The following is a 26,132-nucleotide window of genomic DNA, read 5'->3' as shown; positions in this document are numbered from 1 at the left end:
AAAAAAGCGCCTGCTATTATTAGTAGGCGCTTTTTTGTGGGGCTACTAAGCGGAATTTTTTTGAGCGCTAAAAACCGCTCTTTTTTGCGGTATCCGCTCGCGTAAAAACAATAGGAGAATAAAGTAAAATAGCCATAAACCAGCGAGTGCATAAAATCCAATGGTGACTTGAGAGATACTGGCACCCATTTGATTGAGCTGTACCGAGGTGTTGATCGCAGGTGTGGTTGGAAAGATCCAGCGGACCACTTGCAGCACTTGAGGCAATTGCTCAGCTGGCCACGGGTAGCCACTCAAGAAAAATATCGGCAGTGAGACAAATATTAAGATCTGCATGCTGCGCTCACGCTGTCTGAACCATAGCCCCAGCACGCAGCCAAGGGTTGCCACCGTCGGACAAAAAAGGGCTAAAAACAGCAGTGTACCGAGTAGGTTTTGTCCACGGGGATAATGGTGTAGCTCAAATGCCCAGCCATAATAAAAGCAACCAACGATAAAGCTCAAGGAGCTCAGCGCTCCGATACGTCCGAGCCAACCACGTATACTCGCAGCATGACGGCGCTGCTCATACCATGTGCCAATCAGCATTGCTGTTGCCATCAAAAGTGTCTGTTGTAAAATAATAACCGAGACAGCTGGCACCACATAAGCGCCATAACCTTCGGTTTGATTATACAGTGGCATAATCTGTAATGGCACAGCTTGAGTGTTCTGTGCTGCGGTGGGTGCATAAGCCCCCTTAGCGATACTTTTCTTGACTTTAATGCCTGCCGAAACGGTGCCAACTGCTTTAGAGAATCCCAACTGTAGGTTCTTGTTTAAGATAAAATAGCCGCCATTGCCAAGCACGCTGACATGCGCCTGTTCTCCTGACAGTACTTGCTGCTCTAAGCCCGCTGGGATAATCATATAGCCTGCGATTTGATCGGACCATAGGGCTTCTTTGGCAGCTTGCTCGTTAATCAGCTGCTTAGTATCTAGATAGGGACTGGCGCTTGCATACCGAATAATAGTGCGTGATAGGTTACTGTTGTCTTGGTCAATGATGCCTACTGGCACATGGTTGACTATTTCACTCGAGTAAGGCCAAGGGTAGAAAAAACCGTAAATAATAGGGGCAATAATCAACATCAAGAGTACACCTTTGTCCCCAAAAACATCTTTAAACGTTTGGATAAAGCTTGTCCAAAACGATTGTGATGCTGGCGGAATGGTCGGCTTGGTTGTTCGATGCTGAGTGTTTGATGGTTCAGACATTAGCGTGCCCCCCAGCGTTCAGGATGTGTCAATGCGCGTTTGGTCAATAATGTGGCAAGCAGTAGCGCCGTTATGGTGGCAAATCCTAGTCCGTAGACGATGGGTAATGATACGGCAATAGGCGCTTGCATCTGCAACTGTGCAATGTGGAGCTTAAGATAATGCGTTAGTGGCAGGACGTTTGACCAGTATTGTGCGCTGTCACTGATCGCAATATAAGGAAAAGTCACGCCAGCAAAGGCATAAGAAGGCGCTGAAATAAAACCGGTAGTCGATAGACCCATACGCAGTGAAAAAGAGTTCAGAGTAAAAATAGCACCCAGCCAGAACGACAGGGTTATTAGACATAACAGGCCGATATAGACTGCGATGAGCGACATAATGCTCGTGGTTTGATTCGGGTTTGCAAGCCATAGTATCAGCGCTGACCACAAGCTATAAGCCAATATGGGCCAACAGTATTTTCCCAACAGACCAAATAGTAGCACCGAGATGCTGACAGAATCAGGCGCTGCGGAGCGTGCTGATAAGGCAGTAAGGCCTTCACCACCTTGCTTGATTTTCAGCACTGATGTTGTCCTAGACGAGGTTGTCGCAGCAGGATTAGACGAGGTCAAGTCAGGAGTGGCTGTACTGATAAAGTGATACCAGCGACCAATATTCTTATCACGTAGCTCGCGACCGATGGTGGTTGCTCCCACGACCATTGCCAATATATGTAGCAGGGCAGGTATCACGGTGGATGCTAGAAACTGCTGATAATTGGTGGCCGCATTGAACAGACTGATACGTTGAATACTGATGGGCGCGTAAGCAGTCATGGCTTGCGATGGGGCAACCCCTTGCTTGACCAATCGTTTTATCTCAACCCCTGCCGATATTGTGCTGGCGACCGCTTGGACACCCGCTTGAATAATGCCAGAGTGCGTACCGTATTGCGCGTTTACTTGCAATATTAAGGGGGCAGGCTTATTGGATAAAATATTACGCGAAAAATCCTCAGGAATAATCACAACTGCATAAATATCACGTTGCAAGATGGCCGCCTCTGCTTCCGCTTGCGAATAGTAAAGCTGCCTAACTGTCAGTGTAGGGCTGGCTTCGAGATAGCGTACAGCCGTATTGGCCACCGCGCTGTTGTCCTGATCAATGACTCCAATAGGCAGATCAGTAATCTGAGTCTGTGAAAATATCCACCAAACCAGAAGCACCGTTGCTAGTGGTATCCATACCACCATGCTAAAGTCCCAATGATTTTTGGTCAGAAAGCGCCGCTCGTAGGCTGCACTGCGTACAAAAGCCTGACCCAATTGACCTAAATGCATGGCTTACTCTTGGTTCTGATTGATAGGCGTGGCATTGATGCGTACCACCACACTCATTCCTGAGCGAATACGGGCATCAGGCATGGTCGGTCGCGCTTTTACCTCAAACGTACGTACATCAAAACCATCGTCGTTATTGGTTGGGCGCCAAGTAGCAAAGTCAGATAAGGTCGAGGTCGCATAGACAGTGAACAGTTTGCTATAAGGCTTGTCTGCTGACGATAATGCAGGGATAGTGCCCGTAAACGTTTGACCAATCGCGAACTGATTTAGATAAGACTCAGTGACGTTGAGCACCACCCATTGGTCATTGGTATCCACCAACGTTAAAAGTGGCACCCCTTGACCAATGACTTCTCCAGCGCTGACAATAACATTATCAACAACACCAGCGATAGGGCTTTTTAGATTGGCCTCTTTTTTGGCAGCCATTGCTTCATCTAGCTGGGCATCCACTTGTGCCACTTGTGCGGTGGCCGCTGACTTGTCTTCACTGCGTGCGCCTTCTAATGCCAAATCATACTGTAAGCGTGCCGCTTCTGTTTGATCTTGCGTCGCCAGGTATTGGGCATAAGCTTCATCACGCTTTTGCCGAGCCATCAAGCCTTCTTCATACAGACGATTGACGCGTTGATAAGTGTTTTCTGCCAAGTCGGATGCGGCCTTATTAGCTTGCCAAGCGGCTTTCGCTTGAGCTATTTCTTGCGGGCGCGCCCCGTTTTCTGCTTTGTCCAATTGACTTTGCGCTATTTGCTTACCAGCCTGTGCCTGATTGATCTTAGCGTTGATCTCAGGCGAGTCCATCTCAATCAATTGTTGACCTGCCGTTACAGTATCACCTTCTGTTACCATGATCTGAGCAATACGTCCGGGCACTTTTGCTGCGATGGATGTTTGCTGCATTTGCATCTGCCCTTGAAGCGTAATGACTTCTGTCTCGTTGTGCTGACTGCTTTTGTATAGGCCATACGCAATTGCTCCAAGGACCATCAATATAAATAGGGCAAGTAACGCCTTTTTTATACGGGCAGACTTATCAGCTTTAGAATTGCCGCGATTATAAGTAGGCGTAGGCTGCTCTGGTTCAGCAGCAGACGCGTCCTCTACAGGATCGACTGAGGCCTGAGCCTCTTGAGAGGTCACTGACTCGGTTGAATCAGCAGGTTTTTTTAAGTCGTCTGATTCATGTGGAAATTCAGTCATGACAGTGATATTCCTAAAGCAGCAAAGTTGAGAATAAGGGGTTGGTGACTAGGGTGTGTCTTCAATTCACTCGATAGTCATCTCAATGGGCTAAAAATGGCTAAGTCTTGCCAAACATCGTCAAATAGCTGGTTAATATCCCGATATTAACCAGCTATTTTCCTTGTTTTACGGCAATTTATCTCATTTTTATCACCATTTTTGAATTGAAGACACGCCCTAGTACACTCGAACAGCATGAGGTTTGGTGTTTTCTAGGGCTTCAGAATTCAAAATTGCCCCAAAAGCGACGATAAATGCTGAATAGTATAGCCACAGCATAATGACAACCGCTGCTGAAAGCGCACCAAACTCAGCACTATAATTATTGAAGTTCTGTACATAAAACGAAAATAGTATGGACAAGACAGTCCAAAAAACAGTCGCCAGAGCAGCACCTGGCGCCAGTTGTTTTAGTGCCACGCCGTCACGGTTTGGCGCTAGGCGATAAAGGCTCAAAAAGCTGAAAAATATGATAGCCGCCAATATGGGCCATCTGCTCCAAAGCGCAATGCTCTTGGCTATTTGGGGGAAGGGAAAATAGGCTGCCCCCAGAGGAATGATGGCGATAGAGGAGACCGCTATAATCAATACTACCACTGCCCCAAAGGTCAAACTCACTGCTCGAATAGTACCTTGTATAAAGCTGCGTTCTTGAGTGATATGAAAGGCAAGATTGATAAGGATAATCAACGATTTGATGCCTTTTGAGCCCGCATAAAGAGCAAGAAAAGTCGATAAAATCAGACTAAAAGTAAGCGCAGATGCGGTACTAGAGACCAAGTCTGTTAGGCGCGAATTGAGAACGTCATAGACAGTGTCAGGTATGAATGGCTGCAAAATAGCAATTTGTGCTTGCATCTCAGCGGGTGAAAACACGAGACCATAAATCAGCACAAACACCGCCATCACTGGAAAAATGGATAAAAAACCAAAAAAACCGACGCTTGCGCAATGTGCCCAAACGTTAGAATTGTTTGCGATACGCCACGTCTCGAGTACAGTCTTTAGCCAACTGCCTATTAATTGCGGTGTTAACTTAGGCATTGATGTAGGGGTCAGTTTTTTCATAACACAGGTATTCACAATAGGATAGGTAAGAGTAACGATATTTATAACAAATTATTATTCAGTATATAAAGTTGGCAGCTGAATGTCAGCGGCATTGAGGTACGCATTAAAAGCGAGCGGTGTACCGCAGCTTTGCATCAGAGCGGCCAATGACTGTACATAGCTATTGGCCGCTTGCGCTTGCTCAGTCCGTGCTTTAAGCGATTGCGTCTGGGCTTGTACCACATCGACGGTGGTATTTATCCCTTCTTGTAGTCCTAAGCGGCGCAAGCGTAGTACTTCTGCTGCCAAATCAACATTGCTTTGTAATGCTTGATAGCGTGACTGGGCATTATTGACATCGTGCCAGTTTTTTTCTACCAGTAGTAGCAAGTTGTCACTGACTTCTATCTCAGACAGATCTGCTTGGCGTATCTGAGCATTGCTTGATGCCAATGATGCGGTTTTGTCGAGCCCGCCCCACAGCTTCCAACTGGCAGAGATACCAGCGACCCAGCTCGGGTCTTTTTCAAGCTGACCATAACCATATAGCAGTACCGTCGGCTTATAACCTGTATCTGATAGCGCGTGCAACTGCTGAGCTTGGGTGCGTTTGGCGGCGACCTTTTGTAGACCCGGATGATTATTGAGTGCCAAGTCTTGAAAGTAGCTGACATCTGGTAGAGGGCGACTAGAGACAAACAAAGGCGTGGTCGGTTTAATACGGTAGTCGGTACGTAGCAGTCGTTGTAGCGCAATCATCGCTAGACGCGCGTCATTATTGGCATTGACCGATTCGCTTTTGGCATCAGCAAGTGCAGATTGCGCCTCCAATCTATCAACACGTGAGATAAAACCTTCTTCAAACAGGCGCTCTGCCATATGGTCAGTCTGCTGCAAGGTGTCATAAGCATCTTCGCGCAGATAAGCGGCAATAATGGCCAATTGCGCCTTAAAGTAGCGTTCGATTAACGTATTATAAAGCGTGTTTGTATCGAGTATGCTATCGGCCACTGCTTCTTGGGTACGTGCATCTGAGGCACCAGTCAAGGCCTCTGCCCGCCCAGCAGTATAAATGGGCCACGCCACGCCAATACCGGCACCTGTCGTTGACCCTGAACGTTTGATGTTATAAGAATCAGGTATCCGCTCACCGACCAGCTCACCAAAATTTGGTAAGTCTGGAATAGCAGGGGTAATACTGTCGACGGTATTATTGACCCCATTAACAACCCCATTTCTAAGAGAAGATAGATCTATATCTTCGTCTAAATGGTAGGCGCTGGCTGATACACGAGCGAAGACGAGCGGGTTATCGATGGTTCTGAGTGCATCCGTTTGATATTCGCTGGCAGCGATGGCTGCTTGATTGGCTGCCATTTTGGGTGAGACTTGGACTAAAATCTTTTGCGCTTGTTCTAAGCTTAGAAAGCTCGAAACCTCTAATGGATAGCTATTATCGACCGCTTTGTGGGTGATAGGGTCGATCAGAGTATCTAAGGTTTGTTTTTCGGTCGTCTCGTAGCCGTTGGCTGCTTGATTGGCTGCCACCATTGCGCCATCATTGACTTGATTGTCCACATCCACAATCTGTGTGACAGCCATTGGTGTCACTTTATCCTGCAACCCAGGGCGGTCTGCATCAGTACTAGCCTCAGTATTGGCATAAGTCGCTAGAGGCACACTGATAAGCGCAGCGGTCATCATAGCAGTAGGCAGCACGGATAAAGTGAATTTCATAAGTCGTATAAGCCGTTAATTAGAATATCAGGTATGATGAAATAAGGTATAACATCAATCAATGTCAGCGCTCATAATATAGTCAATCCTTTATAAAAGAGCTACAGCGTTAACCTCGCTTGAAGTATCACATATACATCTGCACTCGGTTGCCTTGACTCTCTTTTAAACTGAATCCACTATAGCGAAATTTTTGCTATTACAAGCTGTTTAATAATTATAGGTCATTTCATAGTCGCTAGCTGACAGGTTTCATTGTCATTTACGCGCTAAGAGCAGTTCATGGATAATAAAGGGTACACTGTAGAGCCACAATGGTGACGGGTCAATGCTTAGTATTCTCACGTTTTCTATTGTGTCTTTAGCCACGCTATGATAGAGATTCGATTAGTTTTATAAATACTTGTTTATAAGTAATATGATAGTGACTATTTATCATGCCTTAAGATATTGATTATCATGTCTTATGGGTTTAGATAAAGCTGTTTTTGTTCAAATATTTTTATCGCAAATTGCGGCACTTTGTCCATCAATCATTATTTATAAGCTTATAGTGCGTAAGCAAATAATAAATCATCACTGGTTTGTCATCAAATAGAATAAACAATTTTAGTAAAGGATGCGTGTCATGGCAGGATATATTTTGGCGTTGGACCAAGGAACCACATCGAGTCGAGCAATATTATACGATGACCATGCGCGCCCGATAAAAATGGTGCAGCAGCCAACGACGCTGCAAACCCCAAGTGCAGGGTTTGTGGAGCAAGACGCGCAGCAGATATGGCAAACACAGATCAGCTGTGCTCACGATGTGATCAATCGGGCAGGTTTGCTCGCTACCGATGTCAGTAGTATTGCGATTACTAATCAGCGCGAATCTATCGTGATGTGGGATAGGAACACCGGTAAGCCGTTGGCACCAGCCATTATTTGGCAGGATAGGCGAACGGCCAGTTATTGTAAAACAATGGCCAATCAACACGTCAAAGGAAATGGTAAAGATTTCAGCGAACATCCTCGTAACAGCGCGAGCGTAGAGGATAATCAAACCAATATGGCACAAGACGTTCAGCGCATCACAGGGTTACGATTGGATCCCTATTTTAGTGCCAGCAAGATTGCGTGGTTGCTCGAAAACAATCCCACACTTAGAGTGCGTGCCAGTAAGGGTGAGATAGCCGTTGGTACGATTGACAGTTGGCTGATATATAAGCTCACGGGCGGGGAACACGTCATTGATGTGACCAATGCCTCTCGTACATTGCTGTTCGATATTCATAAGCTGGCATGGTCAGAGACCCTATGTGACCGCTTTACTATACCCATGAATATATTGCCCAAAGTACTACCATCTGACGGAGATTTTGGCAAAACCAAAAAAGGCTTGTTTGCAAAACAAATACCCATTCAGGCCGTATTGGGGGACCAGCAAGCAGCGCTGTTCGGACAAGGTTGTCTAAAAGCTGGCATGGCCAAAAATACCTATGGTACAGGCTGTTTTATGCTCATGAATATCGGTCAGCAGCCAAAACTGAGTGAGCATAAGCTGCTAACCACCATCGCATGGCAACGGAAAACCTCGCCAACGCGTCCAGACAATTTATCGTTTGATCAAATTGTGCAGTCAGGCAAACGAATGCTGCAACCACCCAAAAAAGAAGTGACTTATGCTTTAGAAGGCAGTGTGTTTATGGCAGGTGCTATCGTCCAATGGCTGCGGGATAATCTAGGCATGATTCAACAAAGCGGTGAGGTCGAGGACTTAGCACGGCAAGTGGACAGTAGTGAAGATGTGGTGCTGCTCCCTGCGTTTACGGGACTTGGCGCACCTTATTGGCGCTCTGACATCAGTGCGAGCATCACGGGAATGAGCCGCGGCACTACTAAAGCCCATATTGCCCGTGCCGCGTTGGAGGCCGTTGCTTATCAGACGTATGATGTGCTCATTGCCATGCAAAAAGACAGCCCTCATCCTTTGACGGAACTCAGAGTAGATGGTGGTGCTGCAAATAATGATTTGCTTATGCAGTTTCAAGCGGATTTATTGGACGTTCCTGTGCTGCGTCCAAAAGACACAGAAATCACTGCTAAGGGTGCAGCATTGCTCGCTGGTTTAAAAACGGGACTGTACGATGACTCAACAATGCAGTCCTCATGGCAAGTAGATCGTGTTTTTGAGCCAAGTATGTCGGCCGATGTCCGTGAGCAGCATCTTGATAAATGGCAACGTGCTATCGCAAGATCGTTGATGCCCATCTAGAAACAGTATATGTATTCACTGTTATGTCTAGAGAAATAACGCTGTACACCAATGGTTACCCAATGTATAACACCCTTATACAAGTAACGAATAAAGATACAGGCTGTAACGCAAAATAATCGCAATATGGACAGAGTTTACATTAGTAGACTATCTGTATCTGCTCATAAATTCTTATACTCTATTTGGATTCAACGATATAAATTTTTAGTCATAAAATAATTCAATAAATAATAAATAATTAAGGATAATACTATGAACAACGACGGCCGCATTACAGATCCTAATAATCGTGTAGTTGATGAAGATTATCTTGAAGTAGGTGATAGAGAGCGAATCATTGACGATAATGAACGTAGATTAACTGGTAGCGATCATACGGTAGATAATAGAGTCATTAGACATGAAGAAGACAATATTATAGAGGATCATGACGCTATCGATCGCAGTGCAGTAAAACATATGTCAAAAGAGGCAAAAGAAGATCTGAACGCAGACATCATCACCGGTGAGCCAGGCTCGCATCCAGTTGGTACAGGTATAGGTGGCGTAGGCGGTGCAGCAGCAGGTGCAGCTATCGGTACGATGGCAGGCCCATTAGGAACGTTAATTGGTGGCGCTATTGGTGCTATCGTTGGTGGCGGTGCAGGGCATGCCGCAGCTGAAGCGATTGATCCGACACACGAGGAAGCCTATTGGCGTGCAGAGCATGCAAACGCTGATTATTATACAGAGGCTCATGACTTTGAGCGTGATCTACATCCAGCCTATGCAGTAGGGTATGCCAACCGCGCTCGTTATCCAGCAGATGCCCGCTTTGAAGATCATGAAGCAGATTTAGAGCGTTCATGGCACGAAGTAAAAGGCGAGTCACGCATGGAATGGAACGAAGCGCGCCAAGCATCACGCGATGCATGGAACCGTATATCGTAACGCTTTATCATTGTTTATTATCATCAAGTGAACGCTGTTAGCGGGTTGCTTCAATGCAAAATACTTACATTATCTCAGAACCTTCAAGGTAAAACCTTGGAGGTTTTTTGGGTTATAATATTTACTTTGTATACATATAAATGAATATTATGTATTATAATACTAAAGGTAATAGGTGATCTATGAGTAATCATACTGGTAGTAGCAAGCAATTTTATATAGCGACAGCTAATTTGCTGAATTTTGCCAATCCTAACAGGATCTATTACGAAAACGCACCAGCTTATGATGACAAAGCTTATAAGCATAAGCTGCAGGGTATGACAGAATTGTTATCTAAGGCACATGCAGATATCATTGCAGTGCAAGAAGTGTGGGACAGCGAAGCACTTGAAACTTTGGCGATATCCTTAGGTTTTAAAGCTGAAAATGTTGTGATTCCACTGGCAAGTAATGATAGTGCAAGTCCATACACGCAAGGAAAGGGCGCACAGAATACACCAGCCGTCGGTATCATTAGCCGATTTGAGCGATTAGAGACCAGCCTGCTAGAGGATATTGAGCCCAAAGCAGTGATCGATATTCCTGATATCGGCCCTTATCAACGTTTCAACCGTCCGCCACTAGTAGTACGTGTAGATGCGTATGGTCAACCAATCACCATCGTGACAGCCCATCTGAAAAGTAAGCGTGCTTTTTTCTTACGAGATGAAAACGGTCACTTGTTAGAAGACATGGATGATCCAAATATACGAGTTCGTGCCAAGCTCCGCAGCTTGTGTATGCGAGCTGCGGAAGCTGCTTCTATTCGGATGTCTATCATGGAGCGGTTGCACCACACACGTGAGCCACTGATCTTATTGGGCGATATGAATGATGTCACAAACAGTGTGACTACCCAGTTAATGACTGAAACGGGTGAGGTGAACTACGATAAAGGTATGCGTGATATCGCACTTTTTGATGCAGCTCGTATTCAGGCTCGTTATGGTTGGATGAAAGATGTAGCTTATACCCATATCTATCAAGGTATACCAGAAGTTATCGATCAGCTGTTTGTATCAGAAGAATTTTTGCCTGATAGTAAATTCTCGCTCGGTCAAGTTGAAAGAGTAGACTATTTTAATGACCATCTGAAGTGGGATTATGCAGATAGAGTGACTGATCATGGTATTATAAGAGCGAAAATCAAAATCAACGACTAACTGTCTATTGATAGAGTGTTAGTTGACGGAAATTATGACCCGATACTGTGTTTTTAACCCATTTATGCCCCTTGCTTGATAGTGTGCAAGCGTTTATTATGCTTCTTCTGTAAAGGTGGTGGTCATTATCCAAGCGATACATTTTGGCTTAGGATAGACACCATACAGTGAAGATTGTATTTATAACATAGGGCGCAACATTAAGAGACTTACAATGAGTGATAACAAAGACGAAAAAATTGAAGACGTGTTGGTAGATTCTGAATTGGCAAAAAAACTTGTACCTAATAAGTTTAAATTTACTAGCCAACAAGGTCGTGCTCGTCGTCAAAAGCTTTTGGCTGGTGCCAAAAAGTTGAGTGAAACACAAGCGATTAACGACATTACGTTAGCAGCTGTGTGTGAAGAGGCGGGTATACCAAGAGCTTCTGCTTATCACTTCTTTCCTAATATTGAAGCAATATTCTTAGCACTGCGTTTTTTGAATGCGATTGAAATATTAGAAATGGTAGAGACGGTCGATATTGGTAATTATGACAGATGGCAGGGGTATCTAACGGCGCTTATTGATCATTGCATCACGATATTTCATAACGATCCGACCAAAGCCAAGCTGATCTACGATACCAATACGCCTGATTTTGAAGGTGATAGTTTTGGTGAAGATATGGATCATCAAATTATCAATCTGGTATATAAGCGTTTATCAGAGCGCTATGAGATGCCAAACTTCGATGACATTAAAAACACATTGTTGATTGCTTATAGCATTGTTAATGCGATATTTACCTTGTCTTATCGTCGTCATGAAACCATCACTGAAGACTACATTCAAGAAGCAAACACGGCGTTTATCGCCTATTTACGTTGCTATCTGCCAGAAAAATTACCGCGTAAAAACCGCTAGTTTTTACGATAGCAGACATAAAAAAGCCGACAAATCTGTCGGCTTTTTTATGTCTGCTGTTTAGGGCGTGTTGAACAAACAGTCAATGAGCATTTATGTGCGTTCGCTATCAGTATGATGACGGCTGTCCTAGCTATTAGACGTTAAGTCTTGCCCACGGCACACATCATCATTTGGATCTAAAGGTACATATTTTTTATAGTAGCTAACTGTCAATGTTTCAAAATCAACATTGGGTTGTGAGTCGTGTGTATTGACATAAGCTTCGCGTGCTTGTTCCAGCCAGCGATCGGCCATGCGAAAGTGCATGGCTGACTCGCGCCAACCACGAATGCATTGGTTGGTCGCCGCCCAAATCAGCGCCACTTCACTAAAGGCCATTTCCCGCGGTGCTGACTCTATACCGTCACTGTCTTTGAGTGCACTCAAGACAGCCCACAGATCAGGGCGCATCAAAGCTGAGGTAGAGGGAATATCTTGATGCAGGGCAATGTCTTGCGTTGTATCCGTCTCTAACGCTTGCAATAGAGACTCAGCCCTTTCTATCGCCACAGTACCGGCCGATGACCGACTGTTCATGCTGTCTTGATGAATGGCATAGTTGAGCCATGCTTGTGCTTTATAAGCAAAATATCGCTGCTGTGCTGTCTTATCTGCTTGTTGATAGGGCTGTAACTGTTCGACCATACAGTTGAAGTTGAGAGTACGTTGCTGTGTGCTTTGATGTTTATAAGAAGGTGCTTTAGCCTGATTGTCTTCGTGACAGTAATCCATAATGCTTGTTTTATGGACAATCTGAGCGTCGCTCGTTTTCGCAGAAACAGGAGATACCATACTGAGTAATGCTATTGCCGACAGTGCAGCATATATTGGCGATTTATCAGAAATGGCGCTAATGGCGGATGTAAACATGAGGCAAGCCTTATATTAAGGTAATAAGTATTTATGTTTATTATCATTATGACTGACGTCATGGCTGATTGATCGAAACACCATACAGCCATGAATACATTGTCATAAAATGCTTATGACAATGCTTATATAGTGTCGCCAAATTATAAGGTAGAAGCACTGGCTAGACGGCTATTTTTGCGTGGGTCTTCACGTTTGAATAAATCTTCATCAAACTTGAAGCGCAGTCTAAAGTAAGCGCCTTCTTGGGTGCTGTCATCATAAGCAATGTCTTCATCTTCAAAGCCCATGAAGTTATAGCCAAGAGACAACCATAGATTGGTCATTGGACTGTAGCCTACTTCGGCACCAAGCATATAAGACATGTCATTGGCTTGTTCGTTCCAATAAGTACCTGCTTGCATGCCGACATCCCAGCGCTCGCTAATATCGTAGAGTCCGCGACCATAAACAGCATGTGCTGTGTTGTCACTAGAGATGCCATCTGCTGTATATTCTGTATATTTACCAGCATAACGCCCAGATAGTGTCAGTGGACGCGTTGGATGATAGTTGCCATTCCATGACCAAATAGTCGTGTCTTTTTGATAGGTGTCATCGCCCGTATTGTTGTCGTCTAAACGATACTCAAGCTTTGCTAGCATATCCAATTGATTGCTATCGTAGTCGCGATACGCCGCGCCTAACTGAAAACGGTTGATGGTACGGTTACCATCATCATAGTCCACACGCGAATAGATGTCTTTGGCAAGTAAGGTAATCTCATCAGTATAACGATAAGCGATACCAGCGCTACCAAGTACTGTGTCGCTTGTCTCGCCCCAACGTTGTTCAAAACGTCCTGACGCTTTGTAGTTTTCTTTTGCAAGATATTCAACACCGATACCTGCTGCGGTTGCCGTGTTGTTTTCTTCACCTTCAAGCGATTCTACACGTTCGAACAAGGTGTTTAAGGTCAGACCTTCTTGGACATACCATTTGTTCTTTAGACCAATAGCCGCTTCAGCTTCGCGCGCGCTAATGGCATCATTCATGCGGTATTCGCTATATACTTTACCGTCTTTCATATAAGTGGCATCAAAGCCAAAAACAGTACGCTGACGTTCATCCGTGTCATCAAGGCCGTAAGTGCCAGATAAACTGTTGATCAAGTCATGACGGGCATATAAACGGCCCAAGCTGCCGAGTGGTGTTTCGCCACCGACAGACGTGGCGTTACGTGAGCTGTTTTCGATATCTTGCTCATATTCTGCAAATACTAAAGAGTCATTTAGCTTTGGCAAACGAGAAGTGATACGAGCACGAACCGTCGTACCCTCGATGTCTTCATCCGCACTGCTGATACTGCTTAATGCTGACTGATTGATGATGTCATCGTTGAACAATGTATCGTCTGTGACGTCTATAACATCAGTGACAGCTTGGGTGTTGCGTGAGGCCGCTGTTGCATCCTGCTTGTAGTAGCGCACACCAATTTCACCAACGACGTTTTCAGTCAAGCGATGCTCGATACTGGCTTGTACGCCTTCACGGCTGGCTTCGGTGCTATGTTCTTCTGTACGTATGCCTTCTATGGTTAACGCTGTTTTTTTACTGTTTAAAGTGTGAGTAACTTCTAAACCAGACTCGGTGCGTCCCGCAGTAAGTGGTGAGGCACCAGTGACAAAACCTTCGTCAGCATCATTGTAATAAGCTTTGGCGCGCGTGTTTTTCTTGTTGTCAAAATCAAGCTCGATACGAAGTGCATTGCCTTCGACGTCACTGTCATTCAGCTCTGTGGTGTTGATCTGATTACTTGCTTGAAAATTTGGGTTTTCAGCTTTGTTCATCGCATATTCTGCGACCAGCTTTAGCTTGTCATTGAATTTAATGACGCTATTTAAGCTAGCAAGCTCTTCTTTATTTAGTGGGTCATCACTATTGACATAGCTACCACCGATAGAGACTTTCTCATTTAATTGCTGTTTGGCTGCGATACCACCAACCAGATAATCTTCACCACCTTCATCCACTTCTACCGTGACACGGATATAGACAGGATTGCCTTCGATGTCTTGACTGGCAATAGGACTCTTTAGATATAGGCTACGGCTAATCGGGTCAATCTCATAATCAGCAAAACGTGTCAGTGTCTCACGGCTGACAATCAATCCAGAGTTATTTGCGTCACGAGTGATGACTTCGATGGTTTCTGAATTTTCTAATACCGCATCAAAATTTTCAGCCAATGGGTAAGGGCCTGAGATGCCAAGACCACGAGTCTCATTAACACGCTGACTGGTACTGGTCTCTGCCAAAAAGGCGGTAACACGAGTATTATTGTCTTCAAACTGGGCTTTTAAACCTGTCAAAGTACGGTTGTATTGACCGAGTTTGATGCCCTCATCATTATCAATCTGTGTCTTTAGATCGCCATACATAGCGAACGAGCGACCTTTATCCAAGCGCACATACAGCTTGCTGGTAGACTGAGCATCAAAACCTTTGGCTGATGAGTCACCATAGACAGGATAATATTCGCCAGGATCGATATCGCGGAACAGGCGCTCGCCTTTTTTATCACTGTCATAGGCTAATGTCAGCAGATAGTCGCCGCGTACTTTGCCCTTGAGGAACATGGCAGCACGACCAGTCGCTGAATAGTTGTCATCGCCAGAAATCTCATTGAGCTCTTGCTCAAATGCGCCTTGAGCATCAGTGATGCTGCTGCCATCAAAGTCTTTAAGCGAGATAGCGCCTTCTACGATACCGACGGCAATGAGAGGACGTAATTGCGCGGTAAACTGTAAAGGGATTATCTGTTTGCTGCTGCCCGTATCGATAACCAGCTCGCCTTTACCTGGTGCGCTAGGGGCGGTCACAGGTATCAATAGCTCGCCGCCTGATACGATAACTTGGGTACCGGCCTTGTCTTTACTGCCATCTTTTAGATTGATACGACCGATATTGGTATCGATAGTAATCGGGGTCGAGGCGATGTATGGACGACCATCACGGTCTTTTAGGCTGATGACGACTTGGTATTCGCTGATACCGTCGGCAGCGACTAGCTGTGTTTGAGTACGATAGTCAATCGCTTGTAAGCTATCTGGTGTCAATACCTTGATGGTTTGTTCAGAGATGACTTTACCATTGATATCAGTGGCCACACCGCGCAATGTATTGTTACCACGTCGTAAGTCAACGGCATAGTAATCAAAAGCGGTCACATTCTGCTTTTCTTGCTCAGCCGTTTTACCGATCTTTTGCGCTGATACCGCTTTGCCATTGGCATATAACGTGAATATCGATCCAAGTGGTGCTTGTACCTGTACCATTTGCTTATAAGAGCTAAGCTGTTGGCCTTCATTTAGATTGATAAAAGCGACATCATTATTAGCCACTTCTTTTAGGTATTCTTCTAGCTCTTTTTCTACTGGTGGCGCTACGGTTGTAACCGCCATATCGACATGGTTAGTTGCGGCATTGACCATGTCATTAACGATAGCAGAGTCGCAACTGTTACCCAAATCTAAGTCGCCATTGATGTTACAGCCACTGGCATCGACATTATCAGTCGTGTCAGTATTGTAGTCAGGCTCTAGTGTCAGCTCAGTTTTGATAGCTTGCTCTAAGGTATCGTTCTTAGCACTTACTGATTTGCTGCGAGCAACCAGCTCAGTATTTAGACGTTCAGTACTATCCGCCATGCCAGCAACGATAGCAAAATCCGCACGATGCAGTTCACCATATTTTAAGTCAACAAAACGACTGCCGGCATCGCCCGCATTTCGATTGCTTTGGGTAACCATCTCAGTGGCATGTGGGATAGTGGTGCGGTCAACTTTCAATACGTGTGTCTTTGCACTAACACCATAAAAGTTATACTTACCTTCAGGATCGGTCACCACAAAGTTACCGTTTTCCATATAGATACGGACGCCTGCGACACCCAGCTCGCCATCTTCTTTTTGCTGGATACCGTCACGGTTAATATCGTGATAGACCTTACCGATGATGATACCATCTGTATTCATCACGCCGCGCTCTACATCAATCTTCCACTGTGCTTCTCTTGAGCCGACGCTTTGACCTTGGTCGTTATTAGCAACCGCAGTTGCACGGTTGATACCATCACCGCCTAATGATGAGGCACCAATCAACACGCGATAAGTAATCTTTTTACTTTCGCCGATTGCCATATTACCTAGGTTTAGTACCTGATATTTACCGTCTGCTTTAAACTCAGTGGTCTGTGCTTGATTGATATCAAGGTTAGTGGTTGGGCTAACACGCGCACTGCTCTCGACGTAATCAAAACCACGTGGTAGAGCATCTTTTAGCTGTACATCGTAAGCAGTCGAGTTGCCGCTGTTAGTGACATTGATGGTATAGCTGACATAGTCACCGAGTTCCGCACTTTTGACATCACTCTCTTTGGTGACAACCAAACTTGCACTATCATCAATGATACTGATTTGCGTATTTAGATCATCGATAAGGACAGTAAAGTCGCTATCCGTTGGTAGCTGATCAGTACCCGTGCCGACAGAAGGATCAATACAAGCCTCCAAACTGGCCGTCAAAGTATCGTTTACCAATGTCTGAATAAACTTATCATCGATAGCATTGGCGTTGTTTTGGGTCGGTGCAGACAGACGATATTTGCCTGTGTTGTTACCAGTCTCAATGCCTTTGAGAGAGTAGGTGTCACCTGTCATCGGAGACTTAACCGTGATCCATATTTGATCGGGCTTGTCAGATTGCACGTTACATTGAGCATAGCTTGCGTCAATATAAACGTTTTCATCAATTTGTGAAGTGGCTTTGGTTCCATCAAACTGAGGCGTGGTAAATTTGATTTCCGGCTCAATAATTACCAGTCTGTCGATGGCATCAACTGCCGCGACTGATGGATCTTCTAATACAACCGCACCGATTTTTACATCAGCAGTATCACCATCGCTGCCATTGATATCTGATAAAGCTTGCACGATAAGCTGAATGCTTTCACTCTGACCAAGCTTGATTTGGGTACTCAAGTTGTCCAGCATGATTTGTCTATCTGCTGAATCAATTTGGCCGTTTTTATTAAGGTCTTGATAGACTTTTAAGTTAGAGATAGTTGGTGATATCGCAAACGTGAGTTCAACCGTTTGATCACTGTAGCTTGTGTTGCTCAGTACATTGGTCCAGCTGACTTCGGTATTGGCCATGACAGTGCGTAGAGGCTGCTGAGTCAAGCTAATGCCGTACTCAGGTAGATCTGATACTTTGGCTTCTACCTGATTTGAAACGCCGCTTTGTTTGAGAGACTCAACATCATAACCTACATTAGCAATGTTATTGATAGTTTGTACAAGAGTACTTGGTGCAGCAAAAGCCATATTTGATTGCATAAGCAACATTGCAGCCGTCAGCGCAGAGATCTTCGCTGTATGCAACGTAGTACGATTAGACGGTGTCATGATAGATAGAGTCATATGTCGCTTATCCAATAAAACATAAAAGGGTAGGGTAGTAACTCTCTAGCTTGGCTCATCAAAATCGATTAGGTCAAGCTAGAGGGTTTTTCTATGAGTAGTATTTACTACCCATAGATTGATTGAATTATTTATTGATTAGTACCAGTTTGTGAAGGTTTTGCAGAGAATACAACGTTGGCTGTTGCACCAGCATTTACTGTTGCAAATGTAACCTTTATTGTCTGACCAAGGGACTGGTCAGTTGCCGTCGGCGAAGCTGAAAAACTGCTGGCTTGATACGTTAGCGTAGGTGCTAAAGTATCTGATACGACAAGATTATTAATAACTCTAGCGCTATCAGTAAAAGTGTTCTTAGATTCTAACTTATAGAAGACACATTGAGCAGCAGTCGCTGTTAGATTTCCAGTTACCCATGCAGCAGAGTTAAAAGCAGGGCTTGCACCACAACTATCTACTATTTGGTATTTCGTCAGATTAACGCCTTGCATAGTCGTAGTAGACGTTGTAGACAAGGGATTATCGCCTGTACTAGTAGGTGCAGCAGTGCCGTTAACTGGACCCTTAGGCTGAACAGCTATTGTTAAAGTCTCAAAATCACCTATGTTGTTTACGTTATCTGTTGTCGAATTTGGATCATTGCTGCCTTCGCCTGACGTGGCAACTTGCACACCAATTTTGACACTTTCGCCAGGAGCTAGGCCTTTGCGATTGGTGGTACTGCCTGTCACAAACGGAGTAGCTGCGTTCAGCTCATAAATACCATTCACACCGACGAGTTCAGTTTCACCAATATCAAATACACCATTGTTATTAGCATCTACGTATACACGTGTGATACTGATATTAGGATCATCGCTAATGCCAGAATTTCTAGTGGCAGTCGGTTTTATAGACAGTTTAACAGAGCTGTCATTATCACCTGTTCCTGCTGCTTCTGTGATGTCAGTACCATTGTTTGTAATGGTATAAGTATAAGTATTAGCAGCCTTGTTATTAGTTTCAGGAGTAATTAAAGCTACTTCTTTGTTTACACCTGGAGTGATAGCAATAGCACGAGTCTGATTAGTCGTCGTCACTGTTGCATTAGTATTGTCATCTTTACCTGTTAGAGGAGATGCAGGGTTTTCATAAGTGCTTTCTGTTAGACCACCCGGCGTCACACCATCATCAGATCTATCAATGATATCAGGGGTGTTAGCATTTACATCACTATTAGTATTATCTCTAACAACTGCATAGTTGGTAAATAAGCTACTAGATGTTGCATCAGTTGCCTTTTTCGCACGGAAAGTAACTGTAATAGTTTCGCCCACTTTGATGTTTTGACCAGCTACAGTGATTGTTTTGTTACTGTTCGAGATGACAGCAGTACCCACCGCACTACCATTAGATGTTGCAACAGAAGGTGCTTTATAGTTTTGCTGTCCTGATGCGATCGCTACTAAACCTGATGGTAGATCATCTGAGATGCTAATTGCAGTACCACTGATATTACCTTCGTTTTTAACAGTAATAGTGTAGTCAACAAAAGCATCAGTATTGTTTAAGTCAAAGTTTTTGTTACCAAGGTTGGTCGTAGCTGACTTGGTAATCGCGTAGATAGGTGTCTTAGTCAACGCATTATCGGTGTTTACTGCTGTATAAGTAGCAGGGGCTGTGTTTGCAGATTTAGACTTCAAATACGTACTTTCAGCAGTAACCGTAAGGATACCGTTAGTATCAGCAACACGTTTAGTATCAGCTTGAGCAGTAACTGTGATTAGAGCTTTTTCACCTGGTGCCAACGCAATTGAGTCGTTATTAGCAATAGTGACTTCAACACCAATGTTAGTGCCAGCTGCATTAGTTTTTTGATACTTAATAACACTGTTGCCAAGGTTGTAGTCAAAATTATCGCCAGTTATATTAGCAAGAGTGATCTTATAAGTATCGTTAACGTTACCGCCGTTAGTTAGTGTATGAGTAAAATCTACTGTTGAGCTCGCTTGCGCATTAATAGTACGGTCTTTACCAAAATCATCATCTTTTACATCGTCTACTACTGTTGAGATTAAAGAGAATGACCCTGTTTCAGTAACATTCACTGTAACTACATTTGACTCTGCAGTTTGTGAAGCATCACTACCTGCAACTGTATAAGAAGCTGTCGCTTTGTTAGTAACATTGAAAGAGCCTGAAGTGCCGCCAGTAGGGGTTGCAGCATTCGCTCCAGTAGATAGACCCATAACAGCCGCAACACCGACAGCAAGCACGCTGTAGCTAAAAGTATTTGATTTCATATAATGCTCCACAAGAGATGGTAAGGACTTAGATTAAAAGTTAGAGTTTTGAAAGAGTTGGGACTTAATAGCTACTGAACTAATTGACGGTGGTATTAAGAGCAACGGCTGCAGATTTCTTAGCTGGTAATAGCTTAATATTCCAGCGTAGCGTACGGTATTCAGAATATGGAACCTTAACCATTTTGCCGTCTACTTTACGCATCAGCGGCATGTCAGCGTAGTTCTTACCATCCGTGCTGGCTTGTGCGCTTGCAGGGACTGCTTCACCAGTAAATGTCATGTTAGTAGGAATAGGCAGAGTTACCATCAAGTCATTAATATCTTTGTTGATGGTATTGATATAAGTTGCTTTATATTGGATTACTGTACCTGCTGGTGCGGTACGTACCGGTGTATAAATCGTTTTACCTTCCGAGTTTTTTACGACTTGATTAGACGTTAACTCCATTTTTAGAGCATCGTCAGCGTGTGCTATATTTAGTAGACAGCTAGATGCTACGGTAGCTAATAGGCCGATGCGTAAAGCATTAAAAATTTTCATATTCTATTCCTTGCTAAAACCAAAACTGTTAGTAAAATTTTTATCTACTGTTAGCTAAGCAATAAATGTGCCAAAATAACGTTAGATAGGGTATATAGTTACATAATGACAAAATAAATCTTTTATATTTACATTATTACAAACGAATTACCGTTAGTCATCAGATATGTGATAAATGGTAGTTTAAAAGCGCTTAATGGCTTACATTCACAAAGATAGTATTTTAAATACTGTTCTTAAATGATTTAGAGATTTTCTGAGTAGACAATTTATATAGATATGCTCACAATCCAACAAACTGATTTGTATCAGTCATAGAAAGCTATGTTTATAAGAGCTATAAAAAAGGGTCTTGAATAAGAGCAGTGGAAAGAAGTACAAAGTGTTTTGAGGATAAGAGATGCTTGAAAAATAAAATAGCTAAATGAAACATGCTCAGCTTTAGATGTATCTAAAACTGAGCATGTTTGCTATGTAATCAAACAGTTGTAAATATTTAGGTCAAAATAAGTACTAACTATGAGCTTACTTTGGTAGAAAAAATTAAAGTACCTGATGCTCCGCTAGCAAGAGTTGCAAAAGTGGTAGAAACTTTTTGAACATCACCAGTTCCTGTCAAACCAGTATTACTAGAACCATCAGATCCAACAGCATTATTTTGGTAAACTGCTTGTATTCTACCATTCGCGTCCTTCCATTGACTGGTTGAGTCAGACACGACCACATTGTTTAAACTCAACGTGGTAAAGGTGTTAGTTGCTGTAATTTTATAGTAAACACAATCACCTGGGTTACTTTTGAAGGTTGCTGTTGAGTTAGAACCTAGCGTTCCTTCATATGCGGTAATCGCTCCAGTACAACCAACTTGTAATGCCAACTGTTTTAGTAATGTTAGACCTTTAATAGTTGTAGTATTTGAAACAGCAGAAACAGTCGGAAAGGTTGAGTCAGCAGTAGCACCTTGGGGTAAGACAACTTGTAGACTATTGGTTTCTGATTTACCAAGGTCTGCATTTGTACCGTCAGAGGCTACCGTATAGCTAATCTCGACAGTGGCGTTTGGAGCCAAAGTAACGCCTACAGGTAGTTTATATTTACCCGTAGCAGCATCAATAACCTCTAACGCGATTTCGTTGCCATTTGGGAGTTTGTACTTAGGGTTTTTGACTTCAAGAGGTTTTGCGGTATCAGGATCTATGATCGTAATACCGATGGGACGGTTAATGCCACCTTCTGATGCATTACCAGTATTGGTAAGAGTATGGGTATATTTTACCTCGCCACCTAATATGGAAATCTCTTTAGTCGTACCAGCCGTAATGGTGAGTTTGCGATCAGTGAAAGTAATAGTAGTAGCAGTATCGGCACCAGCTGTACCTGTGCCTTCGTCAGGAACTTTTGTGACGTTATTAGCAGCTACAGTATCTGTACTATCAACGATATCATAACCACTAGTATCAGTCCCAGGTACTGGTACAGTGTTGCTGAATCTGTCATAGACAGTAGCCTGATTGGTTGCTGAACCTGCTGCAGATAGGATAGTTTTATTAACAGACACCTTGAAGCTAATTATGGTGTTAGAACCAACAGCCAAGCTTGGAACAGTGATATCGATGATCTGTCTATTGCTGCTATCTTTACCCGTTGAACTGATGGTAGCACCAGTGGTGGACACAGCCACATTACCAGACAATGTCATACCAGCAGGAAGTACATCTCTAATGATAAAATTGTCAGCAGCGACACTATAGTCAGTAGTGGCGTTAGTTACTTTAATACTATAGGTGATATCCGTATTAGAAGCATTCAGATCGAGACTGCTACAATTTGTAGAGCTTTGGCATGTTGCTGTCTTTTCTATCTTAAACACAGGTAACTTGACGATGCTTTGGTTTTCATTGACTAAAGTAGGTTTAATAGAGTTTGCGGTAGTAAAAAAAGTACTGGTTGCAGTTAATGTACCTACACCCTTTTGATTACCTATTTGAGTACTAGGAGTCAATGCAGCATAAGAAAGTTCAGCGATTGTCCCTGGTATTAGCTTAATACTGCCACCATTCGTGATCGTACCTGTCGTGGTAGCTTGACCAAACTCAGACAAAGCTGTTTTTTGAGCATCTGTTAAAACAGTACTACCTGTCTGTTTGATGACAAAATTGATGCTTGCTACACCAAGAGGGTAGTCTTGATTGGTTGTTACGATATTAGGGTCATTATCCCCTGTTGTTTTAATCGTATAGGTATCTCTGACGTTACCCGTATTACTTAGAGTATGAGTAAAGGTAGTGGTACTGCCGGGCGTCGCTGTTTGGTTTATGTTTGCATCAGCATTGCCACCAGCAAGCGTGGCTATTAAAGAAAAGTTTGCTGTCTCGGTAACATTTACCGTGACAGTATTAGATTCGACGACAGGCTGAGCTACCGTACCGATACTATAACTTGCAGACGCTTTGTTGTTAATCGCTGCAGCTGGAGCGCTGACAGCAGTGGCAGTAGCAGCATTTGCTGTATTCAAGCTCATAAAAGCAGCGATACTGATAGTTAGTAAACTATAGTGAAAGTATGTTGATTTCATAGCGATTCCAAATATAAAGTAATTTTTACTAAGCTAATATAGTAAATCGGGATTTCAGTAAAAGTTTCATGACCTCTAATCGTTATTTTTAGTCTTTTAACGGTCACTGAGTTTGTGGCTTATGCTTTGAAAGTATTTGCAATTAATGTCACAAAAACTATTGACGTAGTCAACGGATAAAACCCGAAACACTTCACATTCTTTTCTTTGTATAGGTGTTGAAAACAAAGTGTTTTTCTATAGAATCATAATCACAAATCATCTACAAAAAGTCACTATTAAAACGATAAAAGGTGATTTGGACTAGCTAAGTGGTAATATGTCTCAATTGGTAATTGAGTATAAAAAGAGGAGTAAAACATTTGTAGAGTAATAATTAGAATGAAAAGAGGCCTACCTAGTAATTGTTCTAGACAGGCTCCTTGATTCGGTTTTATTGAGTGGTACCGTATTTGGTATTGAAGTAAAAATCACGTTTGGTTCTTGGGCTTAGAACGAAGGTTTTAGTTTTTATTTCACCACTGGCTCCAATTGCTGGATTATCACCAGCAGTATAATCAACTGTAGAAAGTGCTGGATTAGCAAGTACAGATGTTACAGTAGCTCCATTGGTGCCTTTTTGTTGTAAGGTGTCGCGCATAATAAAACTGTCAATATTTACATTGGCACGATTGGTAGCAGAAATTTTATAAGCAATACATCGACCAGGTTCAATATTGCTTATAGTTGCTGTACTAAAACCTGTATTAGGTGTACTAGTTTCACTGATAGAGGTATAGGTTAGAGTAGAAGGACAGTCGTTCAAATATTGATACTTTCTTAGTACTAAAGCAACATTTTCAGCAATCACTCTACCGAAGTTATTATTTGAATAGTCGTAAGTACTTGACGAAAAAGCTATCGTTTTACTGCTATCGTTAGTGCGCAAAGGGTAGGTGCTGGCTGTACGCTCCTCTATAAGACAAAGATTACTAGTATTACCGTTTAAAGTATTACTTGATACACTGATTTGGTATTGACCAATGGTTGCACCACTCCCTGTAACTGTTTGTGAACCATATACGGTAGAAGTATTGGTGCAATTTACAAGTTTGACGGTACTACCACTAATACCTGTTTCTGAGGCAGTAGGATTATATATGCCGTTAAAATAGTTTGAATTATTTGCATAAACACCGCTAGTAATATCAGCATTAGTTGCACTTGCCTGAGCTGATGTAATCCCACCATTATCATCAAAAACTATTCCTGAAAACGTATAGGTTGAAGGAGTATTGGTAATCGTACACGTAATCTCATCCCCATTAGCGACATTATTAAGCGCAAATGAACGAGTCTTGGCTGAGGCGCTATAGTTCATTGCAGAGGTAGGCATGACCGTTGTGCTACCTGTCGTAGCATTGCTACAAACGTAAGTCGCATTATAGTTGGCTATATCACCTAGGGTCGTACCATTCATCACACGCTCAGTAATAGTGTAATTTGTGCTCTCTGCTAGGGTGATCGTTGCACTGGTTCCGTTAGTGATTGTTGAGCCTGTGCCAGTAGTGGTAAAACTATTGGCAGCTACTGATCCACCACTAACGGCGATCTCAAACTGATCGTTAGTATTGACACGTGTACCACTTAATGCCTTTTTTACGATGAGTTTAGGAGGTGCAAGACAAAAGTAAAAATCGGAATAGCCTACTAAATGATCACCAGTTGACGCTGTCGTAGAAGCACCAGAGTATGGATTACCATGGGTAGTTACAAATGGAGTGTTTGCTGATTGGGCTTCCCATTCAATATTAAAATTACATGGAAGAGTGGGACTACAATTGGTCCATTGATTGGCGGTAATTGTTTTACTCAAATTAGATACAGTAAAATTATTACCGAAATTGCTGAAAGAACCACCTGTAGTAACAATGGATACTGACTCAGTATATCTCCCAGCAGCATTTGCATCTAAATCTTGAACTACAAATCCATATTTTGTGACAGGCTTGTTAATAGTGGCCGTTAACTTGTGGTTAAGGTCGATTCTTTCACTACTATGACGCATGTTCAGGGCATTGGTAGTAACACCGGCAAAACTACTAACTTCTGGATAGCCAGTTCTAACAAAATTAATATCAGAAAAAGATAACACAAGTTTAAGACCACTATCAAAGCTATAGGTGGTACTAGAACTTCCTGCTGCTGACCAACTCAAAGTGGCCTTAGGCGCTGTCGTAGTAGTTTTAGAGCCTAAATAGTACATAGCATGTCCACTTGGACATACAGGGTCACTCTCTGCAAAAGCTGAATTGCTGCTCAAAAGCATGAAAATAAGCAATAATAAAGTCAATACTCCAGATACGTAATTATCGTATAAGTTTGATATTGTTGAATTTAAAAAGCGCTGAGTCTGACTCATTTTGCTTACCTCATAAATCGGAGCTTGATGTATGGAG

The 26,132-nt window shown here is 43.2% G+C and carries 15 protein-coding genes; 4 read left to right on the top strand and 11 right to left on the bottom strand.

Annotated elements, in window-relative coordinates; genetic code table 11:
• Positions 1-45 precede the first annotated feature (45 nt).
• The 5 genes from IP485_RS02080 to IP485_RS02060 all read right to left on the bottom strand — a co-directional run bounded on the left by IP485_RS02080 (position 46) and on the right by IP485_RS02060 (position 6,614).
• Positions 46-1,257: an ABC transporter permease gene (locus IP485_RS02080; RefSeq protein ID WP_198325793.1), complete on the bottom strand. Its 1,212-nt coding sequence runs from the start codon at positions 1,255-1,257 to the stop codon at positions 46-48.
• Positions 1,257-2,582, bottom strand: coding sequence for an ABC transporter permease (locus IP485_RS02075; protein WP_198325792.1), 1,326 nt, complete (start codon positions 2,580-2,582; stop codon positions 1,257-1,259). The genes IP485_RS02080 and IP485_RS02075 overlap by 1 nt, the downstream gene beginning before the upstream one ends.
• Positions 2,583-2,585: 3 nt before the next feature.
• Positions 2,586-3,785: an HlyD family secretion protein gene (locus tag IP485_RS02070; RefSeq protein WP_198325791.1), complete on the bottom strand. Its 1,200-nt coding sequence runs from the start codon at positions 3,783-3,785 to the stop codon at positions 2,586-2,588.
• A gap of 219 nt (positions 3,786-4,004) precedes the next feature.
• Positions 4,005-4,895: a YihY/virulence factor BrkB family protein gene (locus tag IP485_RS02065; protein ID WP_198325790.1), complete on the bottom strand. Its 891-nt coding sequence runs from the start codon at positions 4,893-4,895 to the stop codon at positions 4,005-4,007.
• Between the two features lie 54 nt (positions 4,896-4,949).
• Entirely contained in the window at positions 4,950-6,614 is a 1,665-nt protein-coding gene (locus IP485_RS02060) for a TolC family protein (RefSeq protein WP_198325789.1), read from the bottom strand.
• A 628-nt stretch (positions 6,615-7,242) separates the two neighbouring features.
• Between IP485_RS02060 and glpK the strand changes: the two genes are divergently transcribed.
• From glpK to IP485_RS02040, 4 genes are all read left to right on the top strand, one after another.
• Positions 7,243-8,874 (top strand): glycerol kinase GlpK, encoded by a 1,632-nt coding sequence (gene glpK, locus IP485_RS02055; protein WP_198325788.1) that lies wholly within the window; start codon positions 7,243-7,245, stop codon positions 8,872-8,874.
• Positions 8,875-9,336: 462 nt separating this feature from the next.
• A complete protein-coding gene (locus IP485_RS02050) occupies positions 9,337-9,807 on the top strand; it encodes a hypothetical protein (protein WP_227686400.1) in 471 nt (156 codons plus the stop codon).
• A 182-nt stretch (positions 9,808-9,989) separates the two neighbouring features.
• The gene (locus IP485_RS02045; protein WP_198325786.1) at positions 9,990-11,012 is read left to right on the top strand and encodes an endonuclease/exonuclease/phosphatase family protein; all 1,023 of its coding nucleotides are present in this window, start codon (positions 9,990-9,992) and stop codon (positions 11,010-11,012) included.
• Between the two features lie 214 nt (positions 11,013-11,226).
• Positions 11,227-11,919, top strand: a complete 693-nt coding sequence (locus tag IP485_RS02040) for a TetR/AcrR family transcriptional regulator (RefSeq protein WP_198325785.1) — start codon at positions 11,227-11,229, stop codon at positions 11,917-11,919.
• Between the two features lie 129 nt (positions 11,920-12,048).
• Here the strand turns inward: IP485_RS02040 and IP485_RS02035 are convergent, their stop codons facing one another.
• The 6 genes from IP485_RS02035 to IP485_RS02010 all read right to left on the bottom strand — a co-directional run bounded on the left by IP485_RS02035 (position 12,049) and on the right by IP485_RS02010 (position 26,095).
• Complete coding sequence (locus IP485_RS02035; RefSeq protein ID WP_198325784.1) at positions 12,049-12,831, bottom strand: hypothetical protein; 783 nt, start codon at positions 12,829-12,831, stop codon at positions 12,049-12,051.
• 143 nt (positions 12,832-12,974) lie between these two features.
• Complete coding sequence (locus IP485_RS02030) at positions 12,975-18,293, bottom strand: SdrD B-like domain-containing protein (RefSeq protein ID WP_198325783.1); 5,319 nt, start codon at positions 18,291-18,293, stop codon at positions 12,975-12,977.
• Positions 18,294-18,424: 131 nt separating this feature from the next.
• Entirely contained in the window at positions 18,425-20,575 is a 2,151-nt protein-coding gene (locus IP485_RS02025) for a beta strand repeat-containing protein (RefSeq protein ID WP_198325782.1), read from the bottom strand.
• Positions 20,576-20,654: 79 nt separating this feature from the next.
• Positions 20,655-21,119 carry a hypothetical protein gene (locus IP485_RS02020; RefSeq protein ID WP_198325781.1) on the bottom strand — a complete coding sequence of 155 codons (465 nt, stop codon included), beginning with the start codon at positions 21,117-21,119 and terminating at the stop codon, positions 20,655-20,657.
• Between the two features lie 517 nt (positions 21,120-21,636).
• Positions 21,637-23,694, bottom strand: a complete 2,058-nt coding sequence (locus IP485_RS02015) for a hypothetical protein (RefSeq protein WP_198325780.1) — start codon at positions 23,692-23,694, stop codon at positions 21,637-21,639.
• Between the two features lie 433 nt (positions 23,695-24,127).
• Positions 24,128-26,095 (bottom strand): hypothetical protein, encoded by a 1,968-nt coding sequence (locus IP485_RS02010; protein WP_198325779.1) that lies wholly within the window; start codon positions 26,093-26,095, stop codon positions 24,128-24,130.
• Positions 26,096-26,132: the final 37 nt, after the last annotated feature.

It is taken from the genome of Psychrobacter sp. NG27 (assembly GCF_016106655.1).
Lineage (GTDB): Bacteria > Pseudomonadota > Gammaproteobacteria > Pseudomonadales > Moraxellaceae > Psychrobacter.
Note: the sequence above shows the minus strand (reverse complement) of the source record. Positions and strands in the feature narration are given on the sequence as shown.

Bases quoted from the DNA above. Each gene is read 5' to 3' on its own strand.
- IP485_RS02080 (WP_198325793.1), bottom strand. From the start codon at position 1,257: ATGTCTGAACCATCAAACACTCAGCATCGAACAACCAAGCCGACCATT.
- IP485_RS02075 (WP_198325792.1), bottom strand. From the start codon at position 2,582: ATGCATTTAGGTCAATTGGGTCAGGCTTTTGTACGCAGTGCAGCCTAC.
- IP485_RS02070 (WP_198325791.1), bottom strand. From the start codon at position 3,785: ATGACTGAATTTCCACATGAATCAGACGACTTAAAAAAACCTGCTGAT.
- IP485_RS02065 (WP_198325790.1), bottom strand. From the start codon at position 4,895: ATGAAAAAACTGACCCCTACATCAATGCCTAAGTTAACACCGCAATTA.
- IP485_RS02060 (WP_198325789.1), bottom strand. From the start codon at position 6,614: ATGAAATTCACTTTATCCGTGCTGCCTACTGCTATGATGACCGCTGCG.
- glpK (WP_198325788.1), top strand. From the start codon at position 7,243: ATGGCAGGATATATTTTGGCGTTGGACCAAGGAACCACATCGAGTCGA.
- IP485_RS02050 (WP_227686400.1), top strand. From the start codon at position 9,337: ATGTCAAAAGAGGCAAAAGAAGATCTGAACGCAGACATCATCACCGGT.
- IP485_RS02045 (WP_198325786.1), top strand. From the start codon at position 9,990: ATGAGTAATCATACTGGTAGTAGCAAGCAATTTTATATAGCGACAGCT.
- IP485_RS02040 (WP_198325785.1), top strand. From the start codon at position 11,227: ATGAGTGATAACAAAGACGAAAAAATTGAAGACGTGTTGGTAGATTCT.
- IP485_RS02035 (WP_198325784.1), bottom strand. From the start codon at position 12,831: ATGTTTACATCCGCCATTAGCGCCATTTCTGATAAATCGCCAATATAT.
- IP485_RS02030 (WP_198325783.1), bottom strand. From the start codon at position 18,293: ATGACTCTATCTATCATGACACCGTCTAATCGTACTACGTTGCATACA.
- IP485_RS02025 (WP_198325782.1), bottom strand. From the start codon at position 20,575: ATGAAATCAAATACTTTTAGCTACAGCGTGCTTGCTGTCGGTGTTGCG.
- IP485_RS02020 (WP_198325781.1), bottom strand. From the start codon at position 21,119: ATGAAAATTTTTAATGCTTTACGCATCGGCCTATTAGCTACCGTAGCA.
- IP485_RS02015 (WP_198325780.1), bottom strand. From the start codon at position 23,694: ATGAAATCAACATACTTTCACTATAGTTTACTAACTATCAGTATCGCT.
- IP485_RS02010 (WP_198325779.1), bottom strand. From the start codon at position 26,095: ATGAGTCAGACTCAGCGCTTTTTAAATTCAACAATATCAAACTTATAC.